This window comes from Mogibacterium diversum (genome assembly GCF_938028775.1).
Classification (GTDB): domain Bacteria; phylum Bacillota; class Clostridia; order Peptostreptococcales; family Anaerovoracaceae; genus Mogibacterium; species Mogibacterium diversum_A.
The window spans coordinates 1-24085 of record NZ_CALIZG010000016.1 but is presented as its reverse complement, the minus strand read 5'-3'; the positions used below and the strand labels follow the sequence as shown (position 1 = coordinate 24085).

General features: G+C 43.5%; 21 protein-coding genes and 1 tRNA gene. All 22 read left to right on the top strand.

Translation table 11 applies throughout. The annotated features are described in order from the left end of the window. Positions 1-119 precede the first annotated feature (119 nt). A complete protein-coding gene (locus tag Q7O90_RS03705) occupies positions 120-815 on the top strand; it encodes a response regulator transcription factor (RefSeq protein ID WP_106057552.1) in 696 nt (231 codons plus the stop codon). After that, on the top strand, positions 815-2449 hold the full coding sequence (locus tag Q7O90_RS03700; RefSeq protein WP_304127647.1) for a HAMP domain-containing sensor histidine kinase: 1635 nt from the start codon (positions 815-817) through the stop codon (positions 2447-2449). Before Q7O90_RS03705 ends, Q7O90_RS03700 begins: the two co-directional genes overlap by 1 nt. A 15-nt stretch (positions 2450-2464) precedes the next feature. Continuing rightward, on the top strand, positions 2465-3526 hold the full coding sequence (locus Q7O90_RS03695) for a hypothetical protein (RefSeq protein WP_304127645.1): 1062 nt from the start codon (positions 2465-2467) through the stop codon (positions 3524-3526). A gap of 240 nt (positions 3527-3766) precedes the next feature. Then, positions 3767-4018 (top strand): hypothetical protein, encoded by a 252-nt coding sequence (locus Q7O90_RS03690; protein WP_304127644.1) that lies wholly within the window; start codon positions 3767-3769, stop codon positions 4016-4018. Between the two features lie 366 nt (positions 4019-4384). Continuing rightward, complete coding sequence (gene purE, locus Q7O90_RS03685; RefSeq protein WP_304127642.1) at positions 4385-4876, top strand: 5-(carboxyamino)imidazole ribonucleotide mutase; 492 nt, start codon at positions 4385-4387, stop codon at positions 4874-4876. 111 nt (positions 4877-4987) lie between these two features. Continuing rightward, positions 4988-6430: an amidophosphoribosyltransferase gene (gene purF, locus Q7O90_RS03680; RefSeq protein WP_304127640.1), complete on the top strand. Its 1443-nt coding sequence runs from the start codon at positions 4988-4990 to the stop codon at positions 6428-6430. A gap of 1 nt (position 6431) precedes the next feature. After that, a complete protein-coding gene (gene purM, locus Q7O90_RS03675; protein ID WP_304127638.1) occupies positions 6432-7472 on the top strand; it encodes a phosphoribosylformylglycinamidine cyclo-ligase in 1041 nt (346 codons plus the stop codon). A 32-nt stretch (positions 7473-7504) separates the two neighbouring features. Next, the gene (gene purN / locus Q7O90_RS03670; protein ID WP_304127637.1) at positions 7505-8101 is read left to right on the top strand and encodes a phosphoribosylglycinamide formyltransferase; all 597 of its coding nucleotides are present in this window, start codon (positions 7505-7507) and stop codon (positions 8099-8101) included. Continuing rightward, a complete protein-coding gene (gene purD, locus Q7O90_RS03665; protein ID WP_304127636.1) occupies positions 8101-9363 on the top strand; it encodes a phosphoribosylamine--glycine ligase in 1263 nt (420 codons plus the stop codon). The genes purN and purD overlap by 1 nt, the downstream gene beginning before the upstream one ends. A gap of 74 nt (positions 9364-9437) precedes the next feature. Next, positions 9438-13145, top strand: coding sequence for a phosphoribosylformylglycinamidine synthase (locus Q7O90_RS03660; protein WP_304127635.1), 3708 nt, complete (start codon positions 9438-9440; stop codon positions 13143-13145). Between the two features lie 118 nt (positions 13146-13263). Next, positions 13264-14409, top strand: a complete 1146-nt coding sequence (buk, locus tag Q7O90_RS03655) for a butyrate kinase (protein ID WP_304127633.1) — start codon at positions 13264-13266, stop codon at positions 14407-14409. Positions 14410-14706: 297 nt separating this feature from the next. Further along, complete coding sequence (locus Q7O90_RS03650) at positions 14707-15780, top strand: sulfurtransferase (RefSeq protein WP_304127631.1); 1074 nt, start codon at positions 14707-14709, stop codon at positions 15778-15780. 115 nt (positions 15781-15895) lie between these two features. Further along, a complete protein-coding gene (locus Q7O90_RS03645; RefSeq protein WP_304127629.1) occupies positions 15896-16324 on the top strand; it encodes a hypothetical protein in 429 nt (142 codons plus the stop codon). Next, positions 16314-18002: a VTT domain-containing protein gene (locus tag Q7O90_RS08165; RefSeq protein WP_330667039.1), complete on the top strand. Its 1689-nt coding sequence runs from the start codon at positions 16314-16316 to the stop codon at positions 18000-18002. Before Q7O90_RS03645 ends, Q7O90_RS08165 begins: the two co-directional genes overlap by 11 nt. Next, positions 17999-19354: a TIGR04283 family arsenosugar biosynthesis glycosyltransferase gene (locus tag Q7O90_RS03630; protein WP_304127626.1), complete on the top strand. Its 1356-nt coding sequence runs from the start codon at positions 17999-18001 to the stop codon at positions 19352-19354. Before Q7O90_RS08165 ends, Q7O90_RS03630 begins: the two co-directional genes overlap by 4 nt. Beyond that, a complete protein-coding gene (locus Q7O90_RS03625) occupies positions 19355-20407 on the top strand; it encodes an aminoglycoside phosphotransferase family protein (protein WP_304127624.1) in 1053 nt (350 codons plus the stop codon). Between the two features lies 1 nt (position 20408). Beyond that, a complete protein-coding gene (locus Q7O90_RS03620; RefSeq protein ID WP_304127621.1) occupies positions 20409-21131 on the top strand; it encodes a TVP38/TMEM64 family protein in 723 nt (240 codons plus the stop codon). Between the two features lie 39 nt (positions 21132-21170). After that, complete coding sequence (locus Q7O90_RS03615; protein WP_106057538.1) at positions 21171-21506, top strand: arsenosugar biosynthesis-associated peroxidase-like protein; 336 nt, start codon at positions 21171-21173, stop codon at positions 21504-21506. Positions 21507-21573: 67 nt separating this feature from the next. Then, complete coding sequence (gene arsS, locus Q7O90_RS03610; protein ID WP_304127616.1) at positions 21574-22545, top strand: arsenosugar biosynthesis radical SAM (seleno)protein ArsS; 972 nt, start codon at positions 21574-21576, stop codon at positions 22543-22545. A 13-nt stretch (positions 22546-22558) separates the two neighbouring features. Then, positions 22559-22987, top strand: a complete 429-nt coding sequence (locus Q7O90_RS03605; protein WP_304127613.1) for a C-GCAxxG-C-C family protein — start codon at positions 22559-22561, stop codon at positions 22985-22987. Positions 22988-22996: 9 nt separating this feature from the next. Then, a complete protein-coding gene (locus Q7O90_RS03600) occupies positions 22997-23746 on the top strand; it encodes a nucleoside phosphorylase (protein WP_304127611.1) in 750 nt (249 codons plus the stop codon). Positions 23747-23919: 173 nt separating this feature from the next. After that, a tRNA-Thr gene (locus Q7O90_RS03595) sits at positions 23920-23996 on the top strand. The last annotated feature ends 89 nt before the right edge of the window (positions 23997-24085 follow it).

Below are 24085 nucleotides of genomic sequence, written 5' to 3'. Positions count from 1 at the left end.
CCGGGCCTTTGGTACAAATAATACATTTTATTTTAAAGAAATCATAATAAATACAATCGGATTTCTTATGCCAAATGATATATACTTCTATTACAGACATGACTTAAGGAGGGTATACCGTGAAGATTCTAGTTTGTGACGATGATAGAGAAATCGCTAGAGCTATAGAGATATATCTAAATAATGAAGGCTTTGAGGTTGTGAAAGCCCACGACGGATTCGAAGCGCTTAACGTGGTGAAAAGCGAGGATGTTAAACTCGCCATCATGGACGTTATGATGCCTAAGCTCGATGGAATTCAGGCGACGCAGATGATTAGAAATGAAAAGGATATTCCTATTATCATGCTGTCTGCAAAGTCCGAGGATTATGACAAGATTATCGGGCTCAATATCGGGGCAGATGATTACGTTACCAAGCCTTTTAATCCAATGGAGCTTGTTGCGAGAGTTAAATCGCAGCTTCGCAGGTATACTCAGTTCGGGAATGCAAAGGAGTCAGCTGAAGAAGGTATCTATAGAGTGGGCGGACTCACCGTGGATGACAATAGCAAAAAAGTTACTGTCGACGGGCGAAGTGTCACGTTGACAGCTACTGAATTTGGCATATTGAAGCTTTTAGCGCAGAGTCCTGACAGAGTGTTTTCAATGGAGCAGATATATGAATCCGTATGGGATGAGCCTGCTTACAACCCGGAGAATACAGTTGCTGTGCATATCAGACACATCAGAGAGAAGATTGAAATAAATCCTAAAGACCCTAGATACATCAAAGTTGTATGGGGCACAGGATATAAGCTTGAAGGAGATAACTAATGAGGGAACAAGTCGTAAGGGACGAGTTTCGTGGACTTAAATCCAAATTCGCCACCTTGGTGGCGACTGTGAGCATGGTGTTCCTCATCGTCTCAGCAAATAGAATTATCGTATATGAGGCGTATACGAGCGAATACTTCAACAGATATGTTGACAAGAATAAGCTAGTTGGCATACTGACGACGAATTTCATACTTCTCATAGTGTTCGGTGCTTTTACGATTGCGGGAGTGATATTCGCGATATATTTCGCTGGCAAATATGACAGAAAAGGTAGGGTTCAGTTAAATCTGCTCGACCGAATATTCCCGGAGCTACGAATTCTAGGAATTTTTATAATGGGAGTTGGTGTCGCTGCCTCGGAAGAAATATTCTACGTATATATCTCGTCAGGAAAATCGCTTGACCACATACTCAAGACCATTGTAAAGAAAGGATTTTCAGTCAAGGAACTCACCAAGCAAAGTGATATGCTGCTGGGTAGACAGTATTCGACCTTTAAACCAGAGTGGGTGCAAGGTTTCGGCTCGCTTGCGATGATGACCATCTGCTTGCTCCTTGCGATGATTCTGCTCACATCGCTAGTAAAAAACATCAAGAATGATGATTTCTTTGAACGCTCAATCATCGGAAAAGTTCTGATGGGTATATACAATATATTCGTGTCGAAGGATATCACGATGAAGAGGCTATATCTCCTCATAATTGCGATTTTTGCACCTGTATATATCTGGCATGGATGGATTTTTGTAGCGATGATTCTAATAATCATATTCGTTCCGCGGTACTACCATGACTACGCTAGAGTAAGACAAGGTCTAAGAGCTATTAAGGAAGGCGACTTCGATAAGAAAGTTGTCGTTAGACATAGGGGCGAGTTCGAGCGTCTTGCAAATGACATAAATGAAATCGCCAAGGCAGAAGAGATTGCCCTCGAAAATGAACTGCGAAGCCAGAGGCTACGTAACGAACTCATTTCCAACGTATCGCATGATCTAAAGACGCCACTTACATCGATGGTTACTTACATAGATTTACTCAAGATACAAGGGCTCGATAGTCCGGATGCGATGTCTTACCTCGAGATTATCGATCAGAAGACAAAGAGACTTCAGAAACTGAGCGGCGACCTATTTGAAGCGACTAAGGCATCAAGTGGGGCCATGCCTATCAATATTGAAGTTATTGACCTAAACGGTATGGCTCAGCAAGTCGTCGGTGAGCTTAACGATATCTTCGTAGCCGCAGATGTAGAGGTTCACTGTGAAAAGAACGATGAACACGTATACGTAAATGCCGATGGGAAGATGCTATGGCGTGTAATCGAGAATCTGCTGACCAATGTCAGCAAGTATAGCATGCCTGGGACTAGAGCATATGTGAAGGTAAGAGAGATGGGCAAATTTGCTGCACTCGAGATCAGCAACGTGTCGAGAGATGCTCTCGATATGGAACCAGATGAGCTGATGGAGAGATTTAAGCGAGGCGACAAGTCCAGAAATACTGAGGGCAGTGGACTAGGTCTTGCTATCGCCAGAGACCTGATGCACATGATGGACGGAGATGTCAGACTGGGAATCGATGGAGACCTGTTTAAAGCGAGGGTTCTGATTCCGCGTGTTGGGCAGAGGTAGGAGATGGAGGAGTCCGTGGGAGTATCATACGCAGACAAGTTTATAAGTTTTGAAGGTGCACTAACGGATAGAGATATAAAGACCTTGGTGTCAGAGAGCAGGAGCGATACTATCCTTCAGACGAATTATATGCCACTCGACACAGCTACTCTGCAGGAACTTAATAGAAGATATTTTGCTAAATTTAGAGATGCAACCTTACGGATCTATTGTTCGCATGACTGTGATATCAAGGCTATTGAGTGTATGAGCGAGGTTAGACATCTAATTGTCGAGTCATCAACAGAAATCTTGAATTTGGATGTCCTGTATGAACTTAACAATCTGCGTAGCCTGTGCATAGAGGCCCCGAAGATTTCTGACAAGGATTTTCTAAAAAGACTTCCTTCAGGTCTAAAATCTCTGGATCTTAACATCTCAAGCAAGGCATTTGACTTAAAGAACCTTAATCGCTTCATCAAATTAGAGATACTCAGCCTACATAAGTGCTGTAAAAACCTAGGAGTTATATCTGAACTTAAACAGCTGCAAGCGTTAAAGCTACACGGAATTACACCGGAGTCGTACGCGTATATAAATAGCCTGCCAAAACTAAAGAGGCTTTCTATTAGTGGAGGGAATGCTGGAGATTTATCAGGAATATACGGAAACGAAATGATTACAGGGCTGTATTTGTTCAGACTTGCGAAACTTGAAAATTTATCGGTACTGGCAGGATTGCCAAATCTCCGCACTGCTGAGATAGGGCAACTAACAAATGTAAAGAACTTGCCTAATCTGTCTAAGTCACATATTGAGAATCTGTGTTTCGAAAACATGAAGGGGCTTCTAGACTTTACATCCTTAGAGGCAGCTCCTCATATCAAAACAGTTACTGAGACTGTCTGCCCTACTACGCTTGATGTAGATACGATTTTACCTGTCTTAAGAAATGAAAATCTAGAAAAGTGTGCGTTCTATACTAGCAGCGAGAAGCGTAACAAAGCGATTTCGCAAGCGATTGAAGCGCATGGTAAAGTTTGCGAATCAAATGTATATAAAGTCAGGCGGGAATTGTTCCCTGATGGTTGGATGTAGCTGGTATTTACAATTATGTTCTACTGCTTTAGCGCGTCGGCAATAGATTAATAGGTGTCGTTAAAAAAGCGCAAGCAATTGCAAAACGAAATAGAACATCAACTGTCAGAGTTTTAAGAAGTGCAAAATTTTCAAGAGAGTTGTGGAGAGGTACAGGTGCAACGCTTATGAATTTCGGTGCATCAGTTCTAGGTGTTGATAATAAATCAATGCTCCTTCTAGATGAAAGAAGGTGATATTATGTCTAAAAGAATGATGTTAAAATTTGGTATATGTGTATTGTTTCTCGTATCAGTTATATGTGCCATATCACTCAAAAATGAATCAATAAAATATGCCTTTACAGCAGTGGCGTATGTAATTATAGGTGTATATAACACGATTGACTACAAGTCTTATGGCGAGAAAAGCTCCTTAGCATTCGCGATTATGTTCTACTGCTTTAGTGCATCAGCAATAGCATTCGCTATAATATCAACTATAATGGCATAGCGGAAACTACATTTAATTAATATCGACTAGGGATTGGCAGCGCCAATCCCTTTTATAATGCAATAATGCAAAAACTTTAAAAACGCATAAAATACGAACGGTTATACTCAAATGTTCGGAGATACTTCGGCAAAACACTGAAATTCCGCATAAAAACCTACAATAGACACAATAAAATACGGATTTAGAAAGCCTTGATTGTTGACATTGATGACGCATGTGATAAATTTAAATTACGACATAAATAGAGATTGTATCCGCACTGAGGAAGCTGAAATTATCGGCTGCTAGAGCGTTAGAAACATGTTGATTAAAGGCGAGTAAAAGACTCTCGTGTTGATAATTAAAGATGGAGGTAAGAGAATTATGAAAAAAGTAGCAGTAATCATGGGTAGCGACAGCGATCTGCCAGTAGTTGAGAAATGTATCGATGAGCTAAAGAAATATGAAATACCGACAGAGGTTCACGTGTACTCTGCGCACAGAACACCAGATGAAGCGATTGGATTTGCAAAGACTGCTGAAGAGAATGGCTTTGGGGTTATAATTTCTGCAGCAGGCAAGGCAGCACATCTCGGTGGAGTTCTTGCGGCAAATACAGTCCTGCCAGTAGTTGGAATTCCGATTAAGGCTTCCGCACTTGATGGAATGGACGCACTCTTATCCACTGTCCAGATGCCACCGGGAATCCCTGTTGCATCCATTGCAATAGACGGCGCTAAGAATGCAGCTATATTCGCAGCTGAAATTCTCGCGGTTTCCGATGAACAGCTTAGGATCAAGCTCAGAGAAGAGCGCAAAAAGGCACACGATGCAGTAATTGAGAAGGATGCTGCAGTATGCGCAAAATTCAACTAAAATTTGCTTAGTTGTGGAGACTTAAGAATTGGCTAAAGGCGATTAGAATACACGGATTTCAACAGATAAATCAAAAGTATTTAACAGATTATATTTAAGGTTAGGAACAGTATGAGTGAGTTAAGAGAAGAATGTGGAGTAGTGGGCGTTTTCTCTCCAAGGGAGACGTATGAGATAGGCAGAACTGTCTATTATGGCCTTTACTCGCTGCAGCACCGCGGACAGGAGAGCTGCGGAATAGTGGTTAACGATGATGGTGTATTTGCCAGCCACAAGGATTTGGGCCTGGTAAACGATGTGTTTAACAACAGCACTCTCGATGAGCTAGGGGTTGGAAGCCTCGCTGTCGGTCATGTGCGCTACGGAACTACGGGTAAGAATGAGCGTGCAAATGCTCAGCCTATAGTTGTAAATCACATCAAGGGAAGCATGGCTGTCGCACATAACGGCAATATCGTAAATTCCGGCGATTTGAGAAGAGAGCTTGAACTTGAGGGCTCTATCTTCCAGACCACAAGTGACACTGAGGTAATCGCATATCTGATCACCAAGGAGAGACTCCGCACAGATTGTATAGAGAATGCGATCAATGCAGCGATGCATAGGTTAAAAGGTGCATATTCGCTGTGTGTGATGTCACCTAATAAGTTAATCGCCGTTCGTGACGATAGGGGCTTTAGGCCACTATGTTACGGTCTCACAGAAGACGGCAGATATGTCGTGGCGTCCGAGTCATGTGCACTCGATGCTGTAGGAGCAAAATTCGTCAGAGACATAGAGCCTGGTGAAATAGTTATTTTCAACCATGATGGTATTCGCAGCATCAAGGATCACTGTAATAAGAATTCTAAGTCAATCTGCATATTTGAATATATCTATTTCGCAAGGCCAGACTCCAAGATTGACGGCATAAGCGTTCACCGCGCTAGAGTTGAAGCTGGTAGGGCACTGGCGATTGACTATCCAGTCGATGCGGACATCGTAATCGGAGTACCTGACTCAGGACTTGATGCAGCTGTAGGATATGCGCGCGAGTCTGGAATTCCTTACGGCATGGGCTTTGTAAAGAACAAGTACATCGGCCGAACATTTATCGCACCTGGACAGGCACAGCGTGAGAAACTTGTAAACATCAAGCTCAACGTAATCGAAGAGACTGTGAGAGGTAAGAGGGTTGTCATGATCGACGACTCCATCGTTAGAGGAACGACTTCAAGGAATATCGTCGAGAAGCTCAGACATGCAGGGGCAAAAGAAGTTCACCTCATGCTGACAGCACCTCCGTTCGTTGATGAATGTTACTATGGCACCGACGTGTCGGACAAGTCACAGCTTATAGCTGCGAACCATACCGTGGATGAGATTTGCACGCTAATCGGCTGCGACTCAATCGGATTTCTTAAGATGGAAAGACTTCATGAGATGATCGGAACAGCTCCTAACGTTGGATACTGCGATGCATGTTTTGGTGGCGAGTATCCAGCTGGTAGAGCGACCACAGGAAAATTCAAATTCGAGACTAAGCTAAGCGAAAGCAAGAAAAAGGAGAACTAAGATGAAGAGCCAGAGCGAGAGCTACAAGGAAGCGGGAGTAGACATCACCAGCGGATATAGAGCGGTAGAGCTCATGAAGGAACACGTTGGCAAGACCATGAAGTTCGGAAATACAGCTCCTGTAGGTGGTTTCGGTGGACTGCTGCAGCCAGATCTCACAGGTATGAGCGAGCCTATCCTAGTAAGTGGAACCGACGGCGTGGGAACTAAGTTAAAACTCGCTTTCCTGCAGGATAAGCACGACACGGTGGGTATTGACTGCGTTGCAATGTGCGTTAATGACATCATCTGCGTGGGTGCAAAGCCTCTGTTCTTCCTCGACTATATAGCTTGTGGCAAGAACGTTCCTGAGAAAATAGCGTCCATCGTAAAGGGTGTTGCCGATGGCTGCATCCAGTCCGAGTGCTGCCTAATCGGTGGCGAGACTGCTGAGATGCCAGGCTTCTATCCTGAAGACGAGTATGACCTAGCTGGATTTGCGGTTGGAATCGTAGATAAGAGCAAGGTTATCGATATAGAGAAGGTGAGCGAGGGTGATGTCATAATCGGAATCGCATCATCGGGAATTCATTCAAATGGATATTCGCTAGTCAGAAAGGTTTTCGACGTTGAGAACGTAGATCTCACGGCAAAGAGAGACGACCTCGGTGGGAAGTCCCTAGGCGAGGCACTTATCGAGCCAACCAAGATTTACGTTAAGCCGATGACTGAGCTATTCAAGGAGATGACTCCGCATGCAGTAATGCATATCACGGGCGGAGGTTTTTACGAGAATATTCCTCGCGCACTACCAGAAGGCATGACAGCTAAGATAGACAAGAACAGCCTTGAGATACCAGCGATTTTCAAGGTACTAGCTGAGACAGGGAACATCCCAGAGCGCGATATGTTCAACACCTACAACATGGGTGTAGGTATGACTGTAGTTGTGCCTCGTGAGGACTCTGAGAGGGCACTCGAGATTATTAACGGTGCTGGCGAGAAGGCGTATGTAATCGGAGAAATCGTTAAAGGAGACGAAGGCGTAATTATCGAAGGATAATTAGCCTTGCATATACACGGTGGAGAGTGAAGATGAGTAGTTTTGCAAAGGTCGCAGTTCTAATATCTGGAGGGGGTACGAACCTGCAGGCTATCATAGATAGGTTGGCAGCAGGTGAGCTTCCGCATGTGGAGCTCGCACTTGTGGTTTCTTCTCGCAAGAATGCAGGAGGTCTTGATAGGGCTGAGAGAGCAGGTATAAAGCATGTTTATATCGGCAAGGAGAATTTTGAGCAGGAGCTCATAGAACTTCTAGATGAGCACGAGATAGACATCATCGTGCTGGCGGGATTTCTTAAGATTCTTAGCAGCGATTTTGTCAGCAGATATCCAGATAGGATTATCAATGTGCATCCATCACTCATCCCGTCGTTTTGCGGCGACGGCTTCTACGGACTTCGCGTTCACGAGGCTGCACTTTCATACGGTGTAAAGGTGACAGGTGCAACTGTTCATTTCGTAAATGAAGTTACGGATGGTGGCAAGATTATCGCTCAGCGTGCAGTAGATGTTAAGGGTGGCGACACGCCAGAAATTCTCCAGAGACGAGTTATGGAGGAAGCTGAGTGGAAGCTTCTGCCAGCGGCAGTCGAAAAGGTCGCAGCAGAGATAGTGGCAAGGAGAGGATAATGAATATTGCAGTAATTGGTGGCGGCGGTAGAGAGCATGCCATAATCAGGAGTCTAAAGCACAGCAATGATGTATCGCACATCTATGCACTTCCCGGCAATGGCGGCATCGCAGAAGATGCGGAATGCATTGCTATTGGTGCGAAGGACCTTGATAAAATCGTTGATTTTGCAGTAGAAAAAAAGCTAGACTACGTTGTCGTAGCTCCCGACGATCCGCTAGTTCTTGGACTCGTGGACATGCTCGAAGAAAAGGGAATTCCCTGCTTCGGTCCAAACAAAGCAGCGGCGATTATTGAGGGAAGCAAAGCATTTTCCAAGCAGCTCATGAAGAAATACGGGATACCGACTGCTGAGTACGAGATTTTTAGTGACATGAACGCTGCTCTAGAGTACGTAGAAACTTGCCCGATGCCGACGGTAATCAAGGCTGATGGGCTTGCGCTAGGTAAGGGTGTAATCATTGCTGAAACTCGCGAAGAGGCCAGAGAGGGACTCCGCACGATTATGGAAGACCATAAGTTCGGTGCGAGCGGAGATACTGTAGTCATAGAGGAATTCCTAGAAGGTCCTGAGGTAAGCGTGCTATCGTTCACTGACGGCAAGGTAGTTAGACCGATGGTTTCCTCGATGGACCACAAGAGAGCTCTCGATGGAGATAAGGGGCTCAATACTGGAGGCATGGGCACCGTTGCTCCTAACCCTTACTACACAGAGGAAATTAGCGAGCAGTGCATGGAGCAGATATTTAGGCCCACTATCGAAGCTATGGCAGCTGAGGGAAGAGCTTTTAAGGGCTGTCTATACTTCGGACTCATGCTCACCAAGGATGGACCGAAGGTCATCGAATACAACAGTAGGTTTGGAGATCCAGAGACACAGGTAGTGCTTCCGCTCCTAGAGGGAGACCTTCTAGAAATCATGAGAGCAACTACAGACGGCACACTGGCTGATGTGAAGTTCTCATTTAGAGAAGAAGCCGCATGCTGCGTAGTAGCTGCCTCAGATGGATACCCTGCATCATATGAAAAGGGATTTGAGATAAAGCTTCCTAAGGAGCATGAGCACATTTATATCGCAGGCAGTAAGCTCAAAGATGGCAAGCAGGTGACAAGCGGCGGCAGAGTGCTCGGTGTGGTGGAGACAGCTCCGACACTCGATGAAGCGGTGGATAAAGCCTATGCGAAGCTCGGAGAAGTGCATTTCGATAATATGTATTTTAGAAGAGATATCGGAGCGAAGGCGCTCGCAGCACGAAGATAACGGACGCTTAACTAAGCACTTATATTTAAAACTATAACAATAATAAATGACTGATTAGAGACAGGAGTAATGGCATGGTCAAAGCTTTATACGTAGAGAAGAAGCCGGAATTCGCAAATAGGGCAAAGGAGCTTATCAAGGAGTTCAGAGAAAACCTGCAGATTGCGAGCTTGACGAACATCAGAGTGATCAATAGATACCTAATCGAGGACTTATCAGATAAGGCTTTTGAAGAGGCGCGTGGAACGATTTTCTCAGAACCGCCAACTGATACTAGCTGCACGGATATGGACTTCCGTAAGCAGGTAGTGATTGCTGTAGAATATCTACCTGGTCAATTCGACCAGAGAGCGAGCTCGGCAGAGGAGTGCCTCCAGTTTATCGCTCCAGATGAGAAGCCGACAGTAAAGTCAGCAGTAATCTATATCCTGGAGGGAGAGCTATCCAACGAGGAGCTTGAGAAAATTAAGGATTATCTAATTAACCCAGTTGAGTCGCGCGAAGCTTCGCTTGGAGTTCCTGCTACACTAAAGGCAAAGTATCCTGAGCCAGCACCCGTTGCGACGATTAAGAACTTTATAAATTATACAGACGCAGACCTCGAGACTTACCTGGCGGCAAATTCGCTTGCGATGGATATCGAGGACCTCAAGATGTGCCGTGAGTATTTCAAAGAGGAGGGCAGAGATCCGAGCGTTGCCGAGATTAAGGTTATCGATACATACTGGTCAGACCACTGCCGTCACACCACTTTCAACACGACCATCAGGGGTGTTGTCTTTAAGGATGAAACTATCAACAAGACATTTAGCGAGTACCAGGAGCTTCGTAAGCAGCTAGGAGTACACAAGCCAATCAGCTTGATGAACGTTGCGACTATTGCGGTTAAGGCGCTCAAGGAGAACGGCAAGATGGTAGATGTCGTGGAGTCGGAGGAAATTAACGCATGCACAGTTGATTTCAAGGCGAATATCGACGGAGAAGAGCAGGATTGGGTTCTGCTGTTCAAGAACGAGACGCACAATCACCCTACGGAAATCGAGCCATTTGGTGGAGCTGCAACTTGTATCGGTGGAGCTATTAGAGACCCGCTATCGGGCAGAAGCTACGTATATGCAGCGATGCGTGTAACGGGCGCGGGAAATCCGCTCACACCTGAGTCAGAGACGAGGCCAGGGAAGCTTTCGCAAAAGAAGATTACGACAACCGCTGCCTCAGGATACAGCTCATACGGAAACCAGATTGGACTCACGACGGGGCTCGTAGATGAGGTGTATCACGAAGGATATGTGGCAAAGAGAATGGAAGTTGGTGCGGTGGTTGCGGCTGCTCCAGCAGAGAATATCAGGAGAGAGAGGCCAGAAGCAGGCGATGTTATCATCCTGCTGGGCGGCAGAACTGGTAGAGACGGAATCGGTGGAGCTACAGGTTCGTCAAAGTCTCACAGTATGGAATCGTTAGAGTCATGCGGGGCGGAGGTTCAGAAGGGCAACGCTCCTGAGGAGAGAAAGATTCAGAGACTGTTCAGAAACCCAGAGGCGACTACGCTCATTAAGCGCTGTAATGACTTCGGTGCAGGTGGAGTTTCAGTTGCCATCGGCGAGCTAGCAGATGGACTAGAAGTGACTTTGGACAACGTGCCTAAGAAGTACGACGGGCTTGATGGAACGGAACTCGCAATCAGTGAGTCTCAGGAGAGAATGGCTGTTGTAGTTGCAGCATCCGATGCAGATAAATTCAAGAAGCTCGCGGAGAGCGAGAATCTCGAGGCGACAACAGTAGCTACTGTTACAGAAAAGGCTTATCTCACGATGAACTTCAGAGGCCAGCAGATTGTAAATATTTCCAGAGAATTCCTAGATACTAACGGTGCGGAGAAAGAAGCTGACGTCGTGGTTGAGGGTGCTCGTAGATTCGATAAAGAGATACCTAGAGATTTTGAGAAAGGCATGAAGGACCTCGTATCCGACCTCAATGTCTGCTCGAAGAGAGGACTTTCAGAACGTTTTGACTCGACAATCGGCGGAAATACAGTCCTGATGCCTTTTGGCGGAATCAAGCAGAGAACACCTATTCAGGCTATGGTTCACAAGATTCCAATGCTCGAGGGCGAGTGCAGTACCGTATCGATGATGTCGTATGGTTTCAATCCATATATCCTAGAGCAGAGCCCTTACCACGGTGCATATCTTGCAATCGTGGAGAGTGTTGCGAAGCTCGTAGCAACAGGCGCTAGCTATGACCACATATATCTAAGCCTTCAGGAATATTTCGAGAAGCTAGGTGATAACGACAAGTCTTGGGGCAAAGCTTTTAGCGCAGTTCTCGGTGCGTTCAGAGCGCAGATGGAGCTTGGCATCGGAGCAATCGGTGGTAAGGATTCCATGAGCGGAACTTTCGAGGATATTCACGTTCCACCAACTCTTATTTCTTTTGCAGTAACTACAGATGAACTCTGCAAAGTGGTTTCACCAGAGTTCAAGGGCAGAGGGCACGAAGTTGTGTGGCTTAGACCAGAGCTTGGTGAGGACGGACTTCCAAAGGCTGAATCGCTCATCAAGAACTTCAAGCTGGTTAGAACACTCGTTGATAACGGACTAGTTGCTGCATGCTACACTCCTGGATTCGGTGGACCTGTAGAGGCTGTCTTCAAAATGGCAATCGGCAACAACATCGGCTTCGAGTTCGACGAAAGCATCTCCATGAGAGAGATGTTCGGTTATGCGTACGGCAGCTTTATCATCGAGACTAGTAAGGATATAGATTTGACAGCGGATATGAAGCTTCTGGGAAAGACGGTTTCCCGCGAATCCATCGGCAGCAAGAAGGGTCGCGTGCGCCTACTAGCTCTTAACGCGCTTTACGAGGACAAGCTAGAGCCTGTATATAGCTGCAATATGAGGACTTCAGAGGAACGAGTTCCTGAGATGATATATAGAACAAGAAGCGATGAAGCTCCAGGAAGCACTGTGGATAAACCAAGGTTCTTAATCCCTGTATTCCCGGGCACGAACTGCGAATACGATACGGCTAGAGCCGTTGAGAAGGCCGGTGGTGAGGCAGAGATATTCGTTGTTAACAACCTTACTGCAGACCATCTAAAGCGCTCTGTAAAGGAGTTTGCAGCAGCACTCGCTAAGGCGAACGTCTTATTTATCCCAGGAGGTTTCTCGGGTGCTGACGAGCCGGATGGCTCTGGTAAGTTCATCACTTCGTTCCTGAGAAATGAAGCAATTTCTGTAGAGCTCATGAAGCTGCTAAACGAACGAGATGGACTAGTTGCAGGAATCTGCAATGGATTCCAGGCACTAATCAAGCTCGGATTGCTACCATATGGAGAGATCGGCGTGCAGAAGGAAAACAGCCCAACTATAACATTCAATAATATCGGCAGACACCAGTCTAAACTCGTGAGAACTAAGGTGTGCTCGACAAGGTCACCTTGGCTTAGGAAAGCGAGCGTTGGACAGATACTGACTGTGCCAATCTCACACGGCGAAGGTAGGTTTGTAGCTAACACTAACGATATAGATACAATGCTCGAGAATGGGCAGATCCTGACGCAGTACGTTGATTTTGAAGGAAATCCAACTATGGACATCCAGTTCAATCCAAACGGTTCATCTATGGCTATCGAAGGAATACTCTCGCCAGACGGAAGGATTCTCGGCAAGATGGGACACTCCGAAAGAATTGGAGAGGGCCTATACAAGAACGTACCAGGGGAGTTTGAGCTAGGACTATTTGAGTCAGCGGTTTCGTACTTCAGAGGCGAAGAATAGGGATAGTGAAAAAACGTTCAGTTTAGTGCTGACATTGTGGCCTTCGAGTGTGATATACTACTTTTCGTAATACGAAGGTAACGTATGTATAATTAATTCAGAAAGGGAAACTGGAAAAATGAGTAAGGAAAGAATTCTTGTGCTTAATCTAGGATCTACATCAAGTAAGATTGCTGTATACGATGATGCTCAGGAGGTTTTTAAGGAAACAATCAGACATACACAGGAGGAGATGGCTCAGTTCGATGATGTGCTTGAGCAGTTTAACTTCCGTAATGAGAAAGTAAGAGAGGCTCTTGAGAGCAACGGTATCGGCGTTAATACACTTACAGCAGTATGCTCGAGAGGTGGAAATATTATCGCTTGCCCACACGGCGCTATTGGAATCGACCAGGAGATGATCGATTATCTGACGAGACCAGAGGACACAGCGAAGCATGCATCGCTACTTGGCAGCATGATTGCGTTTGATCTCAAAAAAGAGTTTGGAATCCCTGCGTGCATCTACGATGCAATCGGAACAGATGAGATGCAGGCAGTAGCAAGAGTTTCCGGCGTTCCGGAGATTCCTCGTTACACGGTTGGACACACTCTAAACACGAGAGCGATGGCTATCAAGTGCGCTGATGAAGTGCTCAAGAAGCCATTTGACGAGTGCACATTCATAGTTGCTCACATGGGTGGCGGAAGCTCGATTAGACTTTATCACAATGGTGTAAATATCGACTGCGTAAACGACGATGAAGGAAACTTCTCGCCAGAGCGTGGTGGGGCAGTAGGTTGTAAGGATCTTGTAAATTACTGCTTCACATCAGGTAATGATGCAAAGACTGTAATGAAGAAGTTCCACGGTGCAGGCGGACTCAAAGCTCATCTCGGCACTACAGATGCTATCGAGGTAGAGAAGATGATAGACGCAGGCAACGAGTATGCGAAGGTCGTATACGAGGCAATGGCATATGGAATCGCTAAGGATATCGCTAAACTATCTGCTCCAGTGGCTGGCAAGGTTGATAGAATCATCCTCACAGGCGGAGTCGCTTACTCCAAGTTCCTTACAGATATCATCGAGGGCATGGTAAGCTGGATTGCTCCAGTTGAGATGATGCCTGGCGAATATGAGATGGAAGCTTTAGCAGCTGGAGCTTTAAGAGTTCTGAAAGGCGAAGAGAAGCTTCAGGACTTCGGTGAAATTAAGGCTGCGGCAGTTGACAGAATCCGCATCTGCAAAGGTGTAGAGCCTTATACAACTCCAGCGAAGTAAGTCGCAAAACTAAGAAATTAGATGAATATATATCCTTGAGATTAATCTGAAAGACACCGACCATGATATTATGATGGTCAGTGTCTTTTTGGCTGAAAGCTGTTCGCGAAGTATAGAAAAATCAATATACTAATATATCTATATAAATTTTATCAATGGAGATTTAAATCGTCACTGATATATAATCCATGAAAGAGAAGGTGCCTTTGAACTAATGTGAGTCCATTCACTTAGTGTAGGTGTTTCAATTAATCTCATAAGTTATATCTGTTTGATTAAGAAAAGGGACAACTAGAAATGAAGAAAAAAATCTTTGCAGTGACAACTATTTTAGTCTTTGCTCTTTCTATGCTAACGGCATGTGGAAACAAATCCGAAGAGAAAGCAAAACCAGTGTCAGCGCCTGCTGTTAAAGAGAGACAGGTGTACGTAACTCCTAAGTGGGTTAAGAGTGTAATCGACAAAAACCAGAAGGGTTACGAAGATTATGTAGTAGCGGAAGTAGGCTACCCAGCGAAAGCCTCAAAGGATAAAGATTTCGTTAAGGGGCATATAAAAGGATCTATATATGTATCGGATCAGGAAGTTGAAGATGCAACTGGATCTAAGGAAGGTGCATACAACCTACTATCACCTGAGAAGGTAAGAGATAATATGCTTGCGCACGGAATCACTAAGGATACAAAAGTTATCCTTTATGGAAAGGATACTTCCGGTGTTGCAAGAGTGGCATTTGCATATATCTGGTGCGGAGTTTCAGATGTTAAGATTCTAGATGGCGGCATCGCTGCATGGGAAAAGGCAGGATATGAAACTGTTAAGGGTGACCCTGCGAAGCGCAAAAAGGCAACCGACTTTGGTGTAGCGGTTCCAGCACATCCTGAATATTATACAAGCATCCAGGACGTTAGACAGAAGCTTGGTAAGGACCCGAACTTCAAGCTTGTCAGCATCAGATCAAAGAATGAGTGGCTTGGAAAGACAAGTGGATACGACTACATAGATAAGGCTGGAGAGCCAGAAGGTGCAGTTTGGGGTAAAGGTGCAAACAGTGCAGCCGACGTAGCACAGTTCGTTAACAAGGATGGAACTATAAAATCCCTAAAGGGATTCCAGAAAGTATGGAAAGACTGCGACTTTACACTTGATAATCACCTAGCATTCTACTGCGGAACTGGTTGGAGAGCATGCCCACCATTCCTCGTACTATATCAGAATGGATATAATAATATATCAGTTTATGATGGTGGCTGGTATGAGTGGCAGATGCACGACGATTATCCAGTTCAGGTTGGAGATCCTAAGAGCTCAAATGTCAAGCACACAACTGCTGGACAGCTAGAGACTGGTAAAGCTACAAAGAAAAAGTAAGCAAAAATTTAGCTATAAGTCGCTGTTAGATTTTACTGACAGCGGCTTTATTTCATATATAATAGAAACGATAATAGATAATACTCAATTTGAATTTTTGAGAAGAGAAAGAGAAATGAAAATAAGAAAATCACACTTAATAATGGACTTTCTAGCCATCACCATGTTTGTTGGTGCATACTACTGCAAGATGTTCGCAGATACCAAGTTGGGTTTTGTGAGGTGGCTTAATTATAACGGTAGTAAGCTAGCAGCGGCAGTCCCAATTGATCGTATAAAATTCGTCACTTTCTTGATAATTGCAGTAATCGCTGTACTAGCAATTGGTAGAATTTTAAAAGGGAAAAGAAACTTTCGGATTGTAGATATAGCAATAGCTATTGTAACACTGATTGTGACAGTATTTTACCTATATGCCACGATCACATTCACATATGATTATTCAGAAGCGTACTTCCTATTGCTACCACTAGTTGCTCTCGGCACACTATTCACTGCGATACGATGCTTAATTAGCAGTAAGGTGCACAAAGATGAAAAATAAAAAGCTGTGGGTATTTGTCGGGATAGTTGTATTAATTGTGCTTATAAATCACTTCTTTGGCATATCTGAATGGTTAGGTGGAGATAAGGGGCTGAGCTTTCTAAAAAAGCTCGTTGAAGAAAACCTTATGCTCGCAATATTAATCTACATAATTGTAACCATAATTAGCTGCGTGGTTTTTGCTCTTCCTGGAGTAACATTTGCAATAGCAGCGAGTGTTCTCTTTGGCCCTATACTTGGAACAATTTGCTGCGTAATAGCGACTACACTTGGTGCTATGCTTGCTTTCTTGACAGGAAGATATTTTTTAAAGGACAGCATCAAACCGACCGTTCAAAAAAATAAGTATTTAAAAAAGTGGCTGTTCGATGAGTCAGGGCAAAATGAATTCTTCGTTTTGATGATTACCAGGCTAGTACCGATTTTTCCGTACAACCTGCAGAATTTTGCATATGGTATAACGGATATTTCATTTGCATCATACTCTATAGGTACTCTAATTTTTATTTTGCCGGGGACTGCGATGTATACGGTGGGATTCTCTGGTTTCACAGAGACCAGTGGAAATAGATGGGTGTACTTCGCCATATCCATTGCTCTTGCAGTTGTGGTAATCGGCATTTCTATGTGGTTAAAGAAAAAATATGTAGTCAAAGAGACTGGGGACAGTGACAGAGGCTCGGGGAAAGCACCGTATATAGGAGCTGACAAAGATTTTTCTCTAGATTTGACAAGGTGCATCCATTGTCATAAGTGTCAAAATAGCTGCAAGTTTCTTGCAAAACATAGAATAGATATTGGTGATAGTGATAAGCTTAATGATCTAGCATATCACTGCTTTCTATGCGGTGAATGCACGGCGGTATGTCCGATGAAAATTGACGGACGAGAAGTCGTATTGCGTTTTAGGCAGAGTGCGATCGATGATCTGGCAGGCGAGGAGCAGATTAGCAAAAGATATAAGGGCATGCTGCTTGAAAAGAGGAAGTATATATTTAAAAATTACAGACATGCTGGAAATGGGCACGCGGCCTTCTTCCCTGGATGCAATTTTGTATCTATGTATCCTAAAACCACGAAGCATGTTGTCGCACTTCTTAAAGAAGTAAATATAGGCGTCATTTATGATTGTTGCGGGAAACCAGTAGCAGAGCTCGGGCTTGCTGAAGATGAGCAAAGAATAATAAGTGATATAGATAATAGGTTGAGAGAATTAGGCATAAGCGAGCTTGTTACAGCCTGTCCAAACTGTTATGACTTTCTGGGAGGCAAGCTAGAAGCCAAGGTTGTGAGCATCTATGATAAGCTGGCTGAACTCGGCATTGGAGCAGAAGTCGAGGGTGGCAAAAAGATGTTTATGCCATGCCCAGATAGAAATAAGGGAGTGCTTTTATCTCAGATTGAAGAGAAATTTGCAAAGAAGCCTTTTGAGAAGATTGATGGAGTGCAGTGCTGTGGACTGGGAGGAAGTGCAGGAGCCTGTGAACCTGAGCTTGCAAAGAATATGACCAACAAGCTTGAGGATGGCATATGGGTATATTGCGCAACCTGTGCAGGTAAAATCACTCGTGATGGGCATAAAGATGTAAAGCATGTTCTTCCAGAAATTCTTGGAACGTGTGAAAGTCCAGACACAAAGAAATCATATTTTAACAGGGTGTTTACGAAATTCAAATGAAGCAAAAACTAGACAACATAAAATCAGATAGAGCTGTAATATTGTTCACTCGAATTCCAGAGCCTGGCAAAGTAAAGACGCGAATGATGCCTTATTTAAGCCCAAGTGAGTGTGCAGAACTTCAAGAATGCTGTATAAAGGATTCGTTGGAAATGCTTCGAGAAGTAGATGTGGATATATTCGTTTGTTATGAGCCTTCTGGGGACAGTAATTTGCTTGCAGAGCTATGTAAAGAGACAAATTTTATTGTTCAGCGTGGTGATGACATAGGGACACGAATGAAAAATGGTCTCAGCGATGTTTTCGATATTGGTTACAAGTCAGTCTTGCTCATGGGATCGGACATACCTGAGGTTAAATCGTCAGATATAACGGATGCATTTTCGCAGCTACAATCATGTGATACCGTCATTGGCCCTTCACAGGATGGTGGCTACTACCTTATAGGCATGAATGACATTAAACCGGAGTTATTTGCTCAATCATCGTATGGGCACGGCAAGGTGCTTGATGAACTCTTGCACATCGCTGCGGATAACAATATTCACGTTACTTTAGTGGCGGAACATCGTGATTTGGATACAAAAGATGATATTTTGTATTATAGGGAGCATATTCGACATCAACACCATCTTATGGAAAGTGAAGTAGGGAAATTCGTTACAAAGGTACTGCGGGTTTCTGTAATTGTTCCGACTTACAATGAGGAAAGGCGAATTGACAAGCTTATAAAGCAGCTTGATGACATCTGTGATGATGCTGAGATTGTCATAGTAGATGGCGGTAGCACGGACTCTACATTGGCTCATATTCCTGATAGATATCGTATTGTAAAAAGTGATAAGGGAAGAGCTCTTCAGCTAAATGCAGGTGCAAGGGCAGCTAGCGGCGAGGTGCTGTTCTTCATGCACGCTGACAGTGAGCTACCTAACAAGCCAATACATGAAATAAGAGAGGTTATGAAAACCCACAATGCAGGGTGTTTCGGCATAGAGTTTCAATCAGATAATCTGCTGATGAAAATCAACGCAGCCATTTCAAATGACAGAGCATTTCGTAGACAGATACCATTCGGTGATCAAGGCATATTTATGACACGAGAATTGTTTGAAAAAGCCGGTGGATTTCCAGAAATTCCCATTATGGAGGACTACCAGCTTTCGCTGACACTTAGGGAAATGGGGATAAGAATAGGTGCTACAAGAGGTAGAATTTGCACCTCTGATAGACGGTACCCGAAAGGAAATATGAAAAAGCTACGACTCATGTTCAAGATGTGGCTTTTGCGAAGAAAATACAGGATGGGGATAGATCCGTATCAAATTGCTAAAGAGTACAAGGATATTAGATAAATGAGCAAATCAACAATCGAAAGTGGACTAAAGCGAATAGCTGCCTCGAAACCATATAGAGAGGCTCTTGGACTCCCTGATGAAGTAACCGAGGAATACACCCTTTTGGCCCAAGGAGAGTACAATATCAACTATATATTTGCTCATCCTATAACGGGCAAGAAACTTGTTCTTAGGGTGAATTGCGGGTCCCAGATGCATTTAGAGAATCAGATAACCTATGAATATCGGGCACTAGAATTGCTTGAACGCTCGGGTAGAACACCTGCTGTTTATTATGTTGATGATACAAAGCAATTTATAAATAATGGCGTACTTGTAATGGAATATCTGCCTGGACACTCGCTGATATATGAGAAAGAGATGGATAAGGCGCTAGCTGTTTTAGCGGACATCCACAGCGTTAATATAGAACCTCAGAATAAAGGTGGGGAGACCGTAAGCATAAGTGGCACAACGCTACTGGCTCCGAGAGAACCTCTCAAAGCTATTCTTGAAGAGTGTGAGCAGATGGTTGCTAAGTTCTTTGATTATGAGCAGGCTGATATCATGATTAAACAAAAAATCAGAAAGCTACTCGACTACGGCTGGAAGAGATTCGACAGAAGAACTGGGGTGGCTCCGTATAACTGCATTATAAACACAGAATTGAACTCCACAAACTTCCTAATCAATGGACCTGGAGAACAGAGTTACCTTATTGACTGGGAAAAGCCTTTGTTCGGTGACCCAGCTCAGGACCTCGGTCACTTTCTTGCGCCGACTACTACTTTTTGGAAAACTGACACAATTTTTACGCCACAGGAAATAGATTATTATATAGACGAGTATATATATGCAGTTGCAGGCAGGTACAACACAGCTGAATTAAAGGAAAGAACTCACGATTTTGTACCTATAACGTGTCTCAGGGGTGTGACATGGTGTGCTATGGCATGGGTAGAATACAGACAGCCGGGTAGAGATATTACTAATGAAAGTACAGCGCGGAAGCTGGAACAGTACATCGATCCAGAGTTTTTGGATAGAATTGAAGAGTTAATTGAGGCATAACATGAATATAGAAAAACATGAAACTGAGAGTGAGAAGCGAAAAAACATAATAAAAAAGGCGGTTTTGCTGATTATACTATTGCTATGTATAATATGCTACATAGCCGTTCCAAGTATCCACAACACTATTAATAGAGTGTTTGAAATGTTCAAGAGTGGGGATTTTATGGTTGTGAAGGATTTCGTTAAATCATATGGTCCTTACGCCGCAGTTATATCGTTCCTTCTCATGATACTGCAGTCTATCGCAGCACCACTACCTTCATTTCTGATTACTTTTGCAAATGCAAATCTATTTGGCTGGGTGAAAGGTGCAATTCTTTCGTGGACAAGTGCTATGGTGGGGGCTACGCTATGCTTTTACATAGCTAGAATACTGGGACGTGACACAGTTGAGAAACTTACTAGCAAAAGAGGGCTAGAACAGATTGACGAGTTCTTTCAGAGGCACGGAAGAATGAGCATTTTGATTGCCAGGTTGCTGCCTTTTATAAGCTTTGATATCGTAAGCTATGCTGCGGGTTTGACGTCTATTTCTTTTATAGAGTTCATAGTAGCAACAGGCCTAGGGCAGTTGCCAGCGACGATAATATATTCATACGTTGGAGGAATGCTTACTGGAGGGGCAAAGCTACTTGTAACAGGTCTGTTTATCCTGTTTGGTGTGTCGGGAATAATTTTCCTCATCAGGCAGGTATACATAGAGAAAAATAAAGAAAAGTAATAGTAATTAGCGCATCACTTATGCGCAAAGGAGGGCAAAATGAATACTTATTATAATCCTGATGATTTGGCAAAATTCCCTACAATTGGTGAAGAAGCACCAGAACTATGGGATGCATTTCTTAAATACTATGGACCAGTAATGGCGGAAGGTGCACTTACTGCAAGGGAAAAGGCGCTTATAGCACTTGCAGTTGCGCATTCTGAGATGTGTCCGTACTGCATTGATTCTTACACACAGACACTTCTTGAGATGGGTGTAGATGAAGAAGAAATGACAGAGGCTGTTCATGTTGCAGCAGCTATGAAAGCTGGAATTACATTGGTTCACGGCGTGCAGATGAAAAACGTTGTTGGAAAGCTAGAGCAGAAATAGGCAACTCAGTTACTGATATGAGCTGCAACATGTGTTGCAGCTCATGCTCTTGGAGAAATATATAGGTATGAAAGATAGATTTAAAGAACTAGATAATGTGCCAGATTTTCAAGCAAATATTGAAGATCCAAAGGTGCAAAAAACGGATGATATGAAAGTGCTTCAGATTAACGTTGGCAGATTATGCAATCTTGCATGTAAGCACTGTCACGTTGAGGCTGGTCCAAGCCGCACTGAGATTATGAGCAAAGAAGTTATGGATGCCTGTCTCAAAACTTATAATAAATGGGGATTTGACACGATTGATATCACTGGTGGTGCCCCTGAAATGAACCCTAATTTTAGATGGTTTGTTGAAGAATGTTGCCGCATCAGCAATCATGTAATCGTTAGATCCAACATGGTTATCATGCTTGAAGAAGGCTATGAGGACTTACCTGAGTTTTATGCACGCAACAAGGTGGAACTTGTGGTTTCGCTTCCGCATTACAAAGCTAAGAAGACAAATAAACAACGTGGAGACTCTGTTTTTGAAGGTTCCATTGAGATGCTTAAGAAGCTAAACGCGCTTGGGTATGGTACAGATTCAGATCTCGTTCTCAATATGGTGTATAACCCGAGCGGTGCATTCTTTCCTCCTAATCAGCAAGCTATGGAGACAGAATATAAGGAAAAGCTGGGAAGAGAATACGGGATATCGTTCAATAATCTGTTTTGTATAACTAACAATCCTATCGGAAGATTTGGAAAATTTCTCGTTCAATCGGGTAATTTTGAAGGATATATGTATAAACTGTACGATGCGTTTAATCCTGAAACACTAGAGAATATGATGTGTAGATATCAGATTTCAGTAGGCTGGGATGGCAAAGTTTATGATTGTGACTTCAACCAAGCAGAAGGGATAGAGATATCTACAAAGCAGACGATTTTCGATATTGCAGACTCAGACTATGAAGTTAGAAATATATGCTTTGACAAACATTGCTATGCATGTACAGCAGGATCTGGTTCTAGTTGCGGTGGTACGACAGAGTAAGGAGGGCGATAAGATGGATAAGGGGAATATAGCTGAACTGTTTGGCAGAGGTCAGGATTGCGGACAGATTGTTGTGGAACATTTTGCAAATAAGATAGGTGTCTCCAAAGAGGAGGCAAATCGAATTGCTGCGGCATTTGGTGGAGGACTTGGTGTTGGTGAAACATGTGGTGCAGTAATGGGGGCAATGATTGTGCTAGGGCTAAAATATGGCCATAATGGACCTGACGATAATGAAAGAAAAGGTGAAATGAACGAGAAAAGAGCAGAATTTCTTGCTCTATGGAATGAAAAATATGGTAAGGTTCGCTGTGAAGAACTGCTTGGAAACAATATTGGCACACAAGAAGGGCTAACGAAGATACTTGATGAAGGGTTGTTATTCAGTTTCTGTCCTTCGCTAGTTGATGATGCTATTAAAATGCTTGAAGAACTAGCATAGGTGACTGTCATGAAAGCAGATTTTTACGATGCGTCCAACGAGGCGATATTCACACCTGAATCATTTTATGGACCAAGAGGTGATTTTGCAGACATCTGCATTCCTGTTCTATCATTTGAAATCCATGACTATATATTAAATAAGTTTGAATGTGTAAAGTGTGGACAGCTCATTGCCTGCAACATAAACACCCCTATATATGTGTTTGAATACGACAAAAAACGAATTGCATTTTACCAGTCCTCGATGGGTTCAGCGATAGCATCACATCAGTTAATAGAAGCAAATTGGATAACAGGTGCAGAAAAATTTGTTATGTTTGGCTCAGCAGGGACACTTGATTTTGAGCAAACTGATGGTAAATACATAGTACCAAGCAAGGCATATAGGGGTGAAGGCCTTTCTTTCTACTACTGTCCAGCAGGAGATTATATAGAAGTTAAGTGCTCAGGAGTTGTTTCTGATATCTTTTGTAAAGCAAATATCCCATATACCGAAGGTGCTATATGGACAACTGATTCGATGTATAGAGAAACAAAAGCATTAGTAGATGCCAGAAAGCAAGAAGGGTGCATTGCTGTTGAAATGGAGGTTGCCGGGGTGCAGTCTGTGTGCGACTTCCATAATTGGAAGTTGTACAGCTTCTTGTGTGCAGGTGACGTTATATCAGATGAAAGCTATAGTGTAGGAGAACTGTCTGAAGCAAATCACGGACTAGATAAACTAAATGTAGCATTAACGATAATAGAGGCACTTTAAATAGGGAGACTCAACTGGTGTGATAGTCTTAGTGTGTCAGCTAATCTAATTAAAATAGTAATATTTTGTGTTGGTGATATAGTATAAAATATAAGCGTCAAAAGATGCTGATCTGTCATAATTCAGGCAATATTGACAGCATGTATTATTTCGTGTACTATTCTTGTATACGCGCTGTTGTAGCTCAGTTGGTAGAGCACTTCCTTGGTAAGGAAGAGGTTCGGCAGTTCGAGTCTGCTCAACAGCTCCAATTATTTTAAATTTAATCACAATTCTAAGGAGGATATCATGGCAAAGCAGAAGTATGAGAGAACCAAGCCACATATCAACATCGGTACA